This window comes from Castellaniella daejeonensis, from assembly GCF_039523555.1.
GTDB classification, from domain to species: domain Bacteria; phylum Pseudomonadota; class Gammaproteobacteria; order Burkholderiales; family Burkholderiaceae_B; genus Castellaniella; species Castellaniella daejeonensis.
In genome coordinates this window covers 131229-143398 of sequence record NZ_BAAAFN010000009.1, presented here as the reverse complement: position 1 = coordinate 143398, position 12170 = coordinate 131229, and the positions used below count along the sequence as shown (strand labels likewise).

Here is a 12170-nt window from a genome sequence, read left to right as displayed (position 1 = left end):
CGTAGCCTGGCCCGGGCGTGCCGGAAATGCAAAGCCCCGTCCTGTCTCAGGACGGGGCTTTGCGGCGATCGGTATGGCTCGCGCAGGCGCTTGGGCGCCTGCGGGCGGGATTACCAGGGCGTGCGGCTGTAGCGCATGTCGCGGGCGCGGGCTTCGGCCTGGGCGTTGATCACGCTGGCGATGAAGCGGCCGGTGGCGACGGTGGCGCGGCCAATGGCACGGCCCAGTCCACGGATGGACTTGCCCAGCTGCAGGGGCTGCTGCCGGGTGGTGTCGAGAAGAGAGCGGCTGTAGGCGCGTTCAAGGGCGTCGGACAGCAGATTCGGGGTTTGCTTGGCGTACATGACTGACTCCTGTTTCAGAAGCTTCAGATTTCAACAGGAGTCAGTATAGGGTAAACCCTAGGATAAAGATAGGGGAAAACCCTAACAAAAGATGAGAGCCGGAAAACGCTGCCGAAAAACAACAAGCGGCCCTTGGAAATCCCTTTTTTACCTTGAGGCAGCCTTGCGCTGGAAGAATTCCCGGAAGGCCGCCTGGGCCTCGGGGGACTTCAGCCGTTCGAAGAACACGGCGGCTTCCGCATCCAGGACCTGGTGGACCTGGGCGCGCAGCGGGCCGCGCAGCAGGCGCTTGCTGGATCGCACGGCCTGGATCGGCTGGGCGGCCAGCGACTGGGCGCAGGCGCGCGCCGCAGCCAGCGGGTCGTCCGTCACGGCGGTCAGCAACTGGCCTGCCAGGGCGTCGTCGGCGCCGAATGGTTCGGCCTGCAGCAGCCAGCGGGCCGCCCGCCGGTCGCCCGCGAGCCGGGGCAGCAGCAGGCTGGAGGCCCCTTCCGGGCACAGGCCCAGGGGCACGAAGGGCAGCCGGAACACCGCGTCGGGGGCCGCGTAGGCGAAATCGCAGTGCTGCAGCAGCGTGACGCCCACGCCCACCGCCTGGCCACGGACGGCGGCGATCACCGGGACATCGACCGATGCCAGGGTGTGCAGGAAGGCGATCGAGCCCACGTCGCGGCTGTCCTGGGGCATCTGGAATTCGGCCAGGTCGTTGCCCGCGGTGAAATGGCCCCCTGCGCCGTGCAGGATCACGGCCGCGCAGGCGGGATCCGCATCGGCCTCGCGCAGGGCACGCTCGATGTCGCGGTACATGGCGTCGGTCAGCGCGTTGCGCCGTTCCGGCCGGTCGATGAGGATTTCCAGGACGGCGCCCTGCTGTTCGGTGCGGATCATGCGCGCACCTCTTCGACGAAGCTGTCGCGCAGTGCCTGGGCGGCCTCGCGGTATTCGTCGCGCAGGCGGGCCACGATGTCGGCGGTGGACTGCACGCTGTCGATGTTGCCCACGCCCTGGCCGGCGCCCCAGATGTCGCGCCAGGCTTTCTTGCTGTCGCTGCCGAAATTCGTGCCCTGGGCGGCCGGCAGGTTGTCGGGGTCCAGGCCGATGTTGCGCACGCAGGGCTTCAGGTAGTTGCCGGGGATGCCGGTGAAGTACGGGGTGTAGACGATGTCGGCGGCGGCCGTGTCGACGATCATCTGCTTGTATTCGGGCTGGGCGTTGGCCTCGGTGCTGGCGATGAAGCGCGTGCCCACGTAGGCGAAGTCGGCGCCCATCGCGCGCGCGGCCAGCACGTCCTGCCCGCGGCTGATGGCGCCCGACAGGCAGATCGGCCCGTCGAAGATGCGCCGGACTTCGCCCAGCAGGGCAAAGGGCGACAGCGTGCCAGCGTGCCCGCCAGCCCCGGCGCATACCAGGATCAGCCCGTCGACGCCCGCGTCGAGCGCCTTTTGTGCGTGGCGCAGCGTGGTCACGTCGTGGAAGACCTTGCCGCCCCAGGCATGCACCGCGTCCACCACCTGGTTCGGCGCGCGCAGGCTGGTGATGATCAGCGGCACGCGGTGTTCGGCGCAGACTTCCAGGTCGTGCTGGAGCCGGTCGTTGGACTGGTGGATGATGTGGTTGATGGCGTAGGGCGGCACCGGCCGTTCGGGGTCGGCGGCGCGCAGGGCGGCCAGGCTGGTTTCGATCTGCGTCAGCCATTCGCCCAGCTTTTCCTGGGGACGCGCATTGAGCGCCGGCATCGAGCCGATGATGCCGCTGGCGCACTGGGCGATCACCAGTTCGGGATTCGAGACGATGAACATGGGCGCCGCCATGACGGGCAGCGTCATGGATTGGTGCAGCGCCGTGACGATGGGGTGAGGCATGAGATGGGTCTCCCGCGTAAGCATGAAGCCGCCCTTGGGGGCCGGGACGGCTGGTAGGCCGTCTGCCGGCGACGGCCCGGGCGGACGAGCCCCGGCTGATCCGCCGGGTGGTGCCCCATTCTAAATCAAACGATTGTTTGAAAATAGGGTGGATACACTGAGAGCGCCGCGGCGCCGCCAGCCGGAAACGAAAACCCCGGCGCGCGGGCCGGGGCGTGGGGCCGCGCAGCAGGCGGCCGTGGCGATATGCGCCGGAAGCTTATTTGGCGGCGTCCACCATGTACTGGATGGCGGCCTTGAGTTCTTCGTCGGAAGCCTGCGAGCCGCCGCGCGGGGGCATGGCGCCCACGCCGGAGATGGCGTGCTTCAGCATGGTGTCCAGGCCCGTCTTGATGAAGGGTTCCCAGGAAGCCTTGTCGCCGAACTTGGGCGCGCCCGCCAGGCCGATGGAGTGGCAGGTGATGCAGACGGACTGGTAGAGCTTTTCGCCGACGGTGTTGCCGGCCGAGGCGGATGCCTGGGCGGGCTGCGATTCGGCCTGGGCTGCAGGCTGGGCGGCCTTGGGTTCCGGGGCCGCGGCTGCTGCCGGGGCGGGGGCGGCTGGCGCGGCGGCTGCCTGGGGCTGGGCGGCGTCGCCGGCAGCCGGTTCCTTGGGTTCGTCGAAATTGGCGCCCGACTGGTTGGTCATGTAGACCACGGCGCGCGCGACTTCGAAGTCGTCCAGCGAGGCGTTGCCGCCCTTCGGGGGCATGGCGCCGATGCCGTGGATGGCGTTCTTGACGAGGTCTTCGTAGCCTTGCTTGATGTATTTGGCCCAGGCGTCCTTGTCGCCGAATTTCGGCGCGCCGGCGACCCCCGTGCCGTGGCAGGCCGAACAGGTGGACTGGAAGACCTGTTCGCCGGTCTTGAAGACCTTGGGCGCGTTGGCGTCGACCAGCTTGAAGCCGGCCACGGGCTGGATGCGCCGCGCGATGGCTTCTTCCGATTGGCCGTCGGACCCCGCACCCGTGCGGATGGATGCACCGACCAGGTTGACCAGCAGGATGATGATCGCGATCGGGATCAGGAAGGCCAGGATGACGGTGATCAGCAGCTGACGCGGTGTCTTGATGGCGCTTTCGTGTCCGTTGGCGTGTTCGGGGAGACTCATGATGGGATCCTGGTAATCGTTCGTGTTACAGGCTTCAACCGTCGATTATAGCGACTGGCCTGGGCGGCTGCATGGCACGTGGGCGCCCGGCCTTCGCGGAAACGCAGGCGATCCGCGGCGGATGGCATGGGGCGGGCCAGCAGGGGATGCGCAAACACGCTACAATGGCGTCCCCATGCTGCAATGGCATGGGTGCCTGCGCAGGCCTCGTTCGGCCGCGACCAGGCACACTCGCCGGCCCAGCGCCGGCAGACTACGCGCCTGTAGTTCAATGGATAGAATGGAAGTTTCCGAAGCTTCTGATACAGGTTCGATTCCTGTCGGGCGCGCCACCTGCTCAATGCCCAGCCTTGGCTGGGCATTTTTCATGGCCGTGCGTTCCGTGGCCGTGCGCCGCGCCCGGCCACGCCGGGCACGCGCCGGATCCGGCCGGCCTCAGCGCACCGGATCGGGTCCCAGCGCCGCGTGGAACCGGGCCACGTAGTCCTCGAAGGAAATCGTGTCCGCTGCCTCGATGGCGGCCTGCTCGGCGATGGATTCGCGGGCCTGCGCATCGTAGGCCGCCAGGGTGTCGGGCGGCAGCCCGCGCGCGTGCAGGAAATCCCAGTGGCCGCGGCTTTGCGCCAGGGTCCAGTCGTGGAATTCCAGGCCTTCGTCGCGCAAGGCGGCCAGCAGGCGGGCCGAGGGCGTGGCTTGCGGGTCGCGGGCCTTGGCGCGTTGCGCATCCAGGGCGGCCATGTGGCCGCCATCGCCGGAATGCGCGTCCAGCAGCCGGGCATAGGGCTCGATCCGGTCCAGGGCTTCGTCTGCCCAGTCGCGCAGGCTGACGGCACAGCCTTCCCGTTGCAGCAGCAGGCCGGGGCGGCGGCCTTCGCGGGAAACCAGGGCGAAGTTGTCCTGGCTTTCCTGGCAGAAGCCCGGCGGGGGGAAGAGCGGGCTTTCCTCGACGGCGCAGTACAGCAGGAAGGCGTCCAGGAACCGGCTGGTCTCGGCCGCGATGCCGGCCGGCGCCCAGGGATCGATGTCCATGCAGCGTACTTCGATGTACTGGATGCCGCGCTGGCGCAACACGGTGTTGGGCCGTTCGCAGCGGCCCGTGATCTGCTTGGGCCGGATGCTGGAATAGTATTCGTTCTCGATCTGCAGGATGTTGGTGTTCAGCTGGATGCGCCGGCCGTCGCGGTGGGTGCCCATGGCCTCGTACGCCGGCCACGGGGTGGTGACGGCCCGGTGGATGCGGGCTGTGAAGGTGCCCAGGTCGTTGTAGCAGAGCTGCAGGTCGGACTGGATCGGGTTCTTGTAGCCCAGGTCGCTCATGCGCAGGCTGGTGGCCCAGGGCATGCAGTAGGTGTCCGGGCTGATCTGCGTGAGCCGGGCTTCGTAGCCGGCATGCTGCAGGAAGCTGCGGGATACGGCGGGCGAGGCTCCGAACAGGTACATCAGCAGCCAGGCGTGGCGCGTGAAGTTGCGGATCAGGGCCATGTAGCCGATGTTGCGGCGTTCCTGCGGCGAGTCGCCGTCGGCCAGCAGGTCCCAGGCGGCCTCGGGCAGCGAGAAGTTGTAGTGCACGCCGGCAATGCATTGCATGACCTTGCCGTAGCGCCAGGCCAGGCCCAGGCGGTAGACGTGCTTGAGCATGCCGGTGTTGGACGTGCCGTACCAGGCGACGGGGATGTCGGCTTCCGGCGGCAGGTGCGCCGGCATGGACTGGTTCCAGATCGGTTCACCGGGATTGCGCAGGGCGACGAAGCTGTGGATGTCGGTCAGTTCCGCGACCAGCGCATCGGCGTCGGGCAGGGGACGGGTGATGAGTTCCAGCAGGGATTCGGAATAGTCCGTGGTGATGCGGGGGTTGGTCAGCGCCGATCCCAGGGCGGGCGGGTGCGGTGTCGCGGCCAGGTTCCCCGACGCGTCCACCCGCAGGCCTTCTTTTTCGATCCCGCGCCGGATGGCGCGCAACAATTCAGGTTGCGCCGCCAGATGGACGCGCCTTTCCGAGGCCAGGCTCATGATGAATGGGTACCGGGTTGGTCTGAATAGAAGGGATTTTAGCTGCATCGGCGGCTCGTTCCTGATCGCCGGTACCGATCATGGGGACGTACAATGCGGCCGACGGGCGCCCGCCGCCGCGAGGGCGCCGGGCGGGACCGGGACAAGGTCGGGAGACGCGCATGTTCGGAAGCATGTCCAGAATGCTGGCAGCCGCTTGCTGCCTGGCCTTGCTTGCTGCCTGCTCGCCGACCTTCGATTGGCGGCCGGTGGCTTTCGGCCATCAGGGCGCGGCAGGTGTCCTGCCGGATACGCCGCAGGCGCAGACGCGCCCGGTGTCGTTCGAGGGCCAGACGCTGGAACTGACGATGCATTCGGCGCGGGCGGGCGGCGTGCTGTTCGCGCTCGGATCGGCGGAACTGCCGCCCGGCTGGGGCAGCGATCCCGCGGTTCGGCGTCGCCTGGCGCGCTGGGCGGTCGAAGCGTTGTACCGCAATGCCGGGGCCGGGCTGCCCGATCCGGCTGCCGATCCGGAGCAGCGGTTTTCGTTCCAGGGGCTGGGGCCTCAAGGACCGGTGCTGGTGGAGGCCCAGGTCAGGGTGACAGCGACCGAGTGGCTGGAGGCCGTGGTGATTGCCGAACCCGACGACCATGCGCGTGCGCCGGTGAATGATTTCTGGCTGTCGCTGCGCTGGCCGGGCGAGGCCGGGCCAGCAGGTTCAGCCGGATTGCCGCGGTGATGGCAGCCTGGCGGGTGCGCACGCCCAGTTTGCCGCAGAGATTGGCGATGTGGAAATTGACGGTGCGTTCGCTGATGCCCAGGATGCATCCGATTTCCCAACTGGTCTTGCCCTGCGCCACCCAGTAAAGGCAGTCGTGTTCACGCGCGGTCAATCGCTTCATGGGGAACGTCCCTCCATTGCTCCTGTCTTTTCAATGAAAGCCGACGTGAGCAAATGTATCATTGCTTGTCGATTTGTTGGGACGGAATCCGGAAAATACTGATATGCCTTAATTCCGGCGGGCCGGCAGCGGTGCGCCGGCCCTTGCCAGCGCGGTGTGCGGCGATGCTAGAATGAAAAACGAATTGGCGCCGATTTGCCTGATCCGCTTGCGGGCGCTCCATAAATCCAGCTAAAGAGGTCCCATGACCACGACTGCCGTTTCTTCCGGGCCCGCCTCCGCGCCGGCCGCTCAGCCCATCGATCCACGCACCGTACCGGAAGGCAGCGTCGGATTCGTCTCCCCCGAATTCCTGCATTTCTCCGAGCCGCTGACGTTGTCCAGCGGCCAGGTGCTGCCGTCCTACACCCTGGCGGTGGAAACCTACGGCGAGCTCAATGCCGCGCGCAGCAATGCGGTGCTGATCTGCCACGCCCTGAATGCGTCGCACCACGTGGCCGGCATGGACGCCGAACGGCCGGAGCAGATCGGCTGGTGGGACAATATGGTCGGCCCCGGCAAGGCCGTGGACACCGACCGGTTCTTCGTCATCGGCGTCAACAATCTGGGCTCGTGCTTCGGCTCCACGGGGCCGGCCACGGTCAATCCCGCCACCGGCCGCCCCTGGGGCGCGTCGTTTCCGCTGCTGACGGTCGAGGACTGGGTGCATGCCCAGGCGCGCGTGGCCGATCATTTCGGCATCGAGCGCTTCGCCGCCGTGATGGGCGGGTCGCTGGGCGGCATGCAGGCCCTCAGCTGGGCGATCACCTGCCCCGAACGGGTGGGCGACTGCATCGTGATCGCCAGCACGGCGCGCCTGTCGGCGCAGAACATCGCATTCAACGAAGTTGCCCGCCGCGCCATCCTGACCGACCCGGATTTCCGGGGCGGCGATTACCATGACCATGGCGTGGTGCCGGCCAACGGCCTGTCGGTGGCGCGCATGGTGGGCCACATCACCTATCAGTCCGACGAGGTCATGGCCTCGAAGTTCGGGCGCGCGCAGCGCGCGCCCGGTCCGTCGGGCGACTACCGCTACAACTACGACGTCGAATTCGAGGTCGAGTCCTATCTGCGCCACCAGGGGGAAAAATTCTCGCGCTACTTCGATGCCAACACCTACCTGCTGCTGACCCGCGCCCTGGATTATTTCGATCCTGCCCGCGCGCACGGAGGCGACCTGGCCCGGGCGCTGGCGGCAGCGCAGGCCCGCTTCCTGCTGGTGTCCTTCAGCACCGACTGGCGCTTCGCGCCCGAACATTCGCGCGAGATCGTCCGCGCGCTGCTGAAGAACCAGCGCGAAGTCACCTACGCCGAGATCGACGCCCCCCATGGCCACGATGCGTTCCTGCTGGGCGACCGGCGTTACCATGCGGTGGTGCAGGGTTATTACGACGGCATCGCGCGGCGCCTGGATCTGGGCGAACGCCGGCGCGTCACGGGGGTGCTGGCATGACGGCATTACAGGGCACGATACCGGAGCAGGCCGTACCGGCCGGGGCCGCGAGCGCGGACCAGCCGATGCGGATCGATCTGCTGCGGATCGCCGAATGGATCGAACCGGGCAGCCGGGTGCTGGACCTGGGGTGCGGCGATGGCCGGCTGCTGGACTACCTGCAGCGTATCCGGCAGGTGCGCGGGGCGGGGGTCGAGCTGGATGACGAGCACGTGATCGCGGCGGTGCGGCGCGGCGTGCGCGTGATCCAGCAGAACCTTGAAGAAGGCCTGGCGCTGTTCGACGACCGGCAGTTCGACACGGTGGTGCTGTCCCAGACCCTGCAGTCCATGCACCATACGGAGCACATCCTCAGGGAAATGGCGCGCGTGGCCCGCTATGGCATCGTGTCCTTTCCGAATTTCGGCTACTGGCCCCACGGCTGGTCGATCCTGCGCGGGCGCATGCCGGTCAACGACCAGATGCCTTACCAGTGGTACGACACGCCCAACATCCACCTGTGCACCCTGCGGGATTTCCAGGATCTGGCTGCGCGGCTGAAGCTGCGGGTGACGCACCTGGCGACGTTCCGGGGCGATCAGGAAATCCATTGGCTGCGCGGCTGGCGCAGCCAGCTGGCGGTCTATCGGTTCGAGTCCCCCTGGAGCCGGTCCGCATGACGCAGGCGCGCAGCGCCGGCACCGATACGGCCGGCACCGGCGCGGCGACGCGGGGCTGGCGGGTCTATGGCGGCCGGCGCGTGGCCCCGCTGCTGATCCTGGGCTTCGCCAGCGGGCTGCCACTGGCGCTGACGTCCGGCACGCTGCAGGCCTGGGCCACCGTGGCCCAGGTTTCCCTGCAGAGCATCGGCTTCCTGACGCTGGCGGGCACGGCCTATACGCTGAAATTCCTCTGGGCGCCGCTGGTGGACCGTTACGCACCCCCCTGGTTGGGACGGCGGCGCGGCTGGGTCTTCCTGACGCAGTGGCTGCTGGCTGGCTCGATCGCCGCCATGGGCCTGTTCGACCCGGGATCCGAGCTGCGGGTGCTGGCCCTGCTGGCGGTCTGGGTGGCCTTTCTTTCCGCGACCCAGGACATCGCCTTCGATGCCTACAGCACCGATGTGCTGCGCCAGGACGAGCGTGCCGCGGGTGCCGCGCTGAAGGTGATGGGCTACCGGCTGGCCATGGTCGTGTCCGGCGGCCTGGCACTGATCCTGGCCGACCAGTGGCTGGGCTGGGGACACATGTACATGCTGATGGGCGGGCTGATGGCCCTGGCTTCCCTGGCGACACTGTGGGCACCGGAGCCGGAAGTCGCGGTGCGCTCGCCGCGCACCCTGCGCGAGGCCGTGGCCGAGCCGCTGAAGGAGTTCTTCGGCCGCCGGGGAGCCTGGGCCATCCTGCTGCTGATCGTGCTGTACAAGCTGGGCGATGCGTTCGCGGGCGCCTTGTCCACGACCTTCCTGATCCGGGGCGCCGGCTTCGACGTTTCCGAGGTCGGCATGGTCAACAAGGTCTTCGGCCTGGTCGCCACCATCGTGGGCGCGCTGGCCGGCGGCGCATTGATGACGCGCCTGGGCCTGTACCGGGCGCTGATGGTCTTCGGCCTGCTGCAGGCCGTCTCGAACCTGGGCTACTGGATGCTGGCGGTCACCCCGCCGCACCTGTATTCCATGGCCCTGGTCGTGGCAGTGGAGAACCTGTGCGGGGGTCTGGGCACGGCCGCTTTCGTCGCGCTGCTGATGGCCCTGTGCCAGGCGAAGTTCTCGGCCACGCAGTTCGCGCTGCTGTCGGCCTTGTCGGCCGTGGGCCGCACCTACCTGGCCGGGCCGTTGACGCCGGTGCTGGTCGGCGCATTCGGCTGGCCGGTTTTCTTCGTCCTGACCGTGGCGATTGCCCTGCCGGGGCTGGGCCTGCTGTGGTGGATGCGTGGACGGGTGCGGGAACTGGACGCTTCGGCCTGAGACGCGCCGCTTTCGCCCCGGGCGCTTTGCCGCCGCGCCGGAGCACCCCGGCGGCCCGGCCCTAGGCCGGGAAGTCGTCTTCCCGGGCGCCGGCGGCGAATGCCCTGGGCGTCACGCCGGTGTGCGCGCGAAATGCGGCGATGAAGGACGACAGGCTGTCGTAGCCGCAGGCCAGGGCCACGTCGGTGATGCGGTCCCCGCGTTCCAGCAGCGGCAGGGCATGCACCAGCCGGGCGCGCTGGCGCCACAGGCGGAATCCCAGGCCCGTCTGCCTTTGGAACAACCGCGTCAGTGTCTTTTCCGATACCCCCAGCCTGCGGCTGAACGAGCCCAGGTCCGGAGCGCTGTCGGGGTGATTCTGCAGCTGGCGGCACACGGATTGCAGGCGCGGATCGGTGGGCCAGGGCAGGATCAGGCCGGCGTCCGGGCTGATGGCCAGCTGGTCGGCCAGCACCCGGGCCAGGCGGCCGTCCGGGCCGTCGGTGTCGTATTCGATGGGCAGGGTGCTGAAGCGCCGGATCAGTTCGTGCAGCAGGGGGCTGACGGCCAGTACCCGGCATGCGGTCCAGTCCAGGCCCAGCGCCGCGGCGTCCAGGTACAGGCTGCGAATGACGGTATGCGGCGATTGCCGCACCTGATGCATGACCCCGGCCGGGATCCAGACCGCCCGGTGCGAGAGGGCGACGAAGCGGGCCTTGGGTGTCCAGACCTGCAGGAAACCCTGGGTGGCGTAGGACAACTGCGCCCAGGTGTGCTTGTGGCGCCTGGGGATCAGGATGTTCGACTGGCTGTCGATGTGCCCGTAGAGCGGCCGGGGCAGGTGGCGCAGGCCGCCGCGCCAGCCCGGGACGGCAATGTGGCCGGGGGTTTTGCCGGGTTGGGCGGCCCCTGCACGGGTTCTGGCGGTGGCCTGGATGTCCGTTCGCGAATGTTTCATAGCTGTTTACCGCCAAACATGGCTTCCCGCCCAGTTTAACCTTCTATTCGAGAGCCCCGGACCGCCGGAGCATCCATTTTCATGATGTCGAAATTACGTCTGCTGTTCGATCGCTTCACCCTGATCCTGATCGCGGTCGTCACGGCCGCCACGGTCCTGCCTGCCCACGGTCAGGGCGCGGTGTTCTTCGAATGGCTCACGGCTGCGGCAATCGCCTTGCTGTTCTTCCTGCATGGGGCCAAGCTTTCCCGCCAGGCCATCATCGCAGGCGCCACGCACTGGCGACTGCACGGCGTGATCTTCATCTGGACATTCGTGATTTTCCCCATCCTGGGATGGGTGCTCCGGCCGGTTCTTCTACCCTTGCTGGGCGAGCCGCTCTACGTGGGCATCGTCTATCTGACGGTGCTGCCCGGCACGGTCCAGTCGGCGATCGCCTTCACGTCGATCGCGCGCGGCAATGTGCCCGCGGCGGTCTGCGCCGCATCGGCGTCCAGCATCGTCGGCATCGTCATCACCCCCCTGCTGCTGCAATGGCTGCTGGGCGCGGATACGTCCGCCCTGGGCGGCAGTTCGCTGCTGCAGGCGATCGGCCGCATCAGCGTGCAGATCTTCCTGCCCTTCGTGGCAGGCCACCTGATGCGGCCGGTGATCGGCCGCTGGATGGACAGCCACCGCAAGCTCGTCACCAGCGTGGACCAGAGCTCGATCCTGCTGGTGGTCTACACGGCATTCAGCGAATCGGTCATCGGCGGCCTGTGGCAGACCGTGGATCCGGTCTCGCTGGCCTGGCTGGTGGTGGCCTGCTGCGTGCTGCTGGCGCTGGTGCTGGTGCTGAACACCTGGTCGGCGCGCCGCATGGGGTTCAATCGCGCCGACGAGATCACGATCGTGTTCTGCGGTTCGAAGAAGAGCATGGCCACGGGCGTGCCCATGGCCGGTGTGCTGTTCAGCGCGGGCGCCATCGGGCCGGTGCTGCTGCCGCTGATGATCTTCCACCAGATCCAGCTGATGGTGTGCGCGGTGCTGGCGCAGCATTATCTGCGGTCGGGGCAGCAGGCGCAGGGTTCGTCCGGGCGGCGCGCGGCAGCCTGATCCGGGTTTTTAACCCGCCCGCCGACCCCACACCCCGCCGGGGCCTGGTCGGTGCGGCTCAGGCTTTCTTCACGAACTCCGACTTCAGGCCCATCGCGCCGAAGCCGTCGATCTTGCAGTCGATGTCGTGATCGCCATCCGCCAGACGGATGTTCTTGACCTTGGTGCCGACCTTCACCACCGAGGACGAGCCCTTCACCTTCAGGTCCTTGATCACCACCACCGTGTCGCCGTCCTGCAGCACGTTGCCGTGTGCGTCATGGACGACGCGTGCCTGCTCGACATCCGCCACGGCAGCCTGTGGCCATTCGTGCGCGCATTCGGGGCAGACGAAGTGGTCGCCGTCTTCATAGGTGTATTCGGAATTGCACTGGGGGCAGTTGGGAAGCTGGGTCATGGTCCTCCTTATGCTGGTTCCTGCGGGGCAGCGGACCGCGGTTTGATTGATAT

12 protein-coding genes, 1 tRNA gene, 1 pseudogene and 1 riboswitch are annotated in these 12170 nt (G+C 67.8%); of the genes and pseudogenes, 6 read left to right on the top strand and 8 right to left on the bottom strand.

The annotated features are described in order from the left end of the window. Positions 1–110 precede the first annotated feature (110 nt). The 4 genes from ABD022_RS06575 to ABD022_RS06560 form a co-directional block, all read right to left on the bottom strand. On the bottom strand, positions 111–344 hold the full coding sequence (locus tag ABD022_RS06575; RefSeq protein WP_343820529.1) for a hypothetical protein: 234 nt from the start codon (positions 342–344) through the stop codon (positions 111–113). A 147-nt stretch (positions 345–491) separates the two neighbouring features. Next, on the bottom strand, positions 492–1232 hold the full coding sequence (locus ABD022_RS06570; RefSeq protein ID WP_325125489.1) for an enoyl-CoA hydratase/isomerase family protein: 741 nt from the start codon (positions 1230–1232) through the stop codon (positions 492–494). Further along, the gene (locus ABD022_RS06565) at positions 1229–2230 is read right to left on the bottom strand and encodes an NAD(P)H-dependent flavin oxidoreductase (RefSeq protein ID WP_325125491.1); all 1002 of its coding nucleotides are present in this window, start codon (positions 2228–2230) and stop codon (positions 1229–1231) included. Before ABD022_RS06565 ends, ABD022_RS06570 begins: the two co-directional genes overlap by 4 nt. Positions 2231–2465: 235 nt before the next feature. Continuing rightward, positions 2466–3356: a c-type cytochrome gene (locus ABD022_RS06560; protein WP_343820528.1), complete on the bottom strand. Its 891-nt coding sequence runs from the start codon at positions 3354–3356 to the stop codon at positions 2466–2468. Between the two features lie 257 nt (positions 3357–3613). Between ABD022_RS06560 and ABD022_RS06555 the strand changes: the two genes are divergently transcribed. Further along, positions 3614–3688 (top strand) — tRNA-Arg (locus ABD022_RS06555). Between the two features lie 103 nt (positions 3689–3791). On the opposite strand, the gene gshA is transcribed toward ABD022_RS06555, so the two are convergent. After that, positions 3792–5369: a glutamate--cysteine ligase gene (gshA, locus tag ABD022_RS06550; RefSeq protein WP_425545203.1), complete on the bottom strand. Its 1578-nt coding sequence runs from the start codon at positions 5367–5369 to the stop codon at positions 3792–3794. 158 nt (positions 5370–5527) lie between these two features. Between gshA and ABD022_RS06545 the strand changes: the two genes are divergently transcribed. Further along, entirely contained in the window at positions 5528–6085 is a 558-nt protein-coding gene (locus ABD022_RS06545) for a hypothetical protein (protein ID WP_325126832.1), read from the top strand. A gap of 52 nt (positions 6086–6137) precedes the next feature. Here ABD022_RS06545 and ABD022_RS06540 read toward each other — a convergent pair. After that, positions 6138–6248: pseudogene (locus ABD022_RS06540) on the bottom strand (helix-turn-helix domain-containing protein); the annotation flags it as partial. Between the two features lie 177 nt (positions 6249–6425). Next, a riboswitch (SAM riboswitch) is annotated at positions 6426–6504 on the top strand. Between ABD022_RS06540 and metX the strand changes: the two are divergent. The 3 genes from metX to ABD022_RS06525 all read left to right on the top strand — a co-directional run bounded on the left by metX (position 6493) and on the right by ABD022_RS06525 (position 9688). Continuing rightward, a complete protein-coding gene (gene metX, locus ABD022_RS06535) occupies positions 6493–7743 on the top strand; it encodes a homoserine O-succinyltransferase MetX (protein WP_325126610.1) in 1251 nt (416 codons plus the stop codon). (Overlaps the previous riboswitch by 12 nt.) A 65-nt stretch (positions 7744–7808) precedes the next feature. Continuing rightward, on the top strand, positions 7809–8402 hold the full coding sequence (gene metW, locus ABD022_RS06530; RefSeq protein WP_325126818.1) for a methionine biosynthesis protein MetW: 594 nt from the start codon (positions 7809–7811) through the stop codon (positions 8400–8402). Continuing rightward, entirely contained in the window at positions 8399–9688 is a 1290-nt protein-coding gene (locus ABD022_RS06525; RefSeq protein WP_325126612.1) for a muropeptide transporter, read from the top strand. The genes metW and ABD022_RS06525 overlap by 4 nt, the downstream gene beginning before the upstream one ends. A gap of 61 nt (positions 9689–9749) precedes the next feature. Here ABD022_RS06525 and ABD022_RS06520 read toward each other — a convergent pair whose 3' ends face one another. Further along, positions 9750–10625 (bottom strand): AraC family transcriptional regulator, encoded by an 876-nt coding sequence (locus tag ABD022_RS06520; protein ID WP_343820524.1) that lies wholly within the window; start codon positions 10623–10625, stop codon positions 9750–9752. Between the two features lie 84 nt (positions 10626–10709). Between ABD022_RS06520 and ABD022_RS06515 the strand changes: the two genes are divergently transcribed. Then, entirely contained in the window at positions 10710–11720 is a 1011-nt protein-coding gene (locus ABD022_RS06515; RefSeq protein WP_325126820.1) for a bile acid:sodium symporter family protein, read from the top strand. A gap of 58 nt (positions 11721–11778) precedes the next feature. Here the strand turns inward: ABD022_RS06515 and ABD022_RS06510 are convergent, their stop codons facing one another. Next, a complete protein-coding gene (locus ABD022_RS06510) occupies positions 11779–12117 on the bottom strand; it encodes a zinc ribbon domain-containing protein YjdM (protein ID WP_325126617.1) in 339 nt (112 codons plus the stop codon). Between the last annotated feature and the right edge of the window lie 53 nt (positions 12118–12170).

Coding starts and splice junctions, on each gene's coding strand:
- ABD022_RS06575 (WP_343820529.1), bottom strand. CDS start 344: ATGTACGCCAAGCAAACCCCGAATCTGCTGTCCGACGCCCTTGAACGC.
- ABD022_RS06570 (WP_325125489.1), bottom strand. CDS start 1,232: ATGATCCGCACCGAACAGCAGGGCGCCGTCCTGGAAATCCTCATCGAC.
- ABD022_RS06565 (WP_325125491.1), bottom strand. CDS start 2,230: ATGCTTACGCGGGAGACCCATCTCATGCCTCACCCCATCGTCACGGCG.
- ABD022_RS06560 (WP_343820528.1), bottom strand. CDS start 3,356: ATGAGTCTCCCCGAACACGCCAACGGACACGAAAGCGCCATCAAGACA.
- ABD022_RS06545 (WP_325126832.1), top strand. CDS start 5,528: ATGTTCGGAAGCATGTCCAGAATGCTGGCAGCCGCTTGCTGCCTGGCC.
- metX (WP_325126610.1), top strand. CDS start 6,493: ATGACCACGACTGCCGTTTCTTCCGGGCCCGCCTCCGCGCCGGCCGCT.
- metW (WP_325126818.1), top strand. CDS start 7,809: ATGCGGATCGATCTGCTGCGGATCGCCGAATGGATCGAACCGGGCAGC.
- ABD022_RS06525 (WP_325126612.1), top strand. CDS start 8,399: ATGACGCAGGCGCGCAGCGCCGGCACCGATACGGCCGGCACCGGCGCG.
- ABD022_RS06520 (WP_343820524.1), bottom strand. CDS start 10,625: ATGAAACATTCGCGAACGGACATCCAGGCCACCGCCAGAACCCGTGCA.
- ABD022_RS06515 (WP_325126820.1), top strand. CDS start 10,710: ATGTCGAAATTACGTCTGCTGTTCGATCGCTTCACCCTGATCCTGATC.
- ABD022_RS06510 (WP_325126617.1), bottom strand. CDS start 12,117: ATGACCCAGCTTCCCAACTGCCCCCAGTGCAATTCCGAATACACCTAT.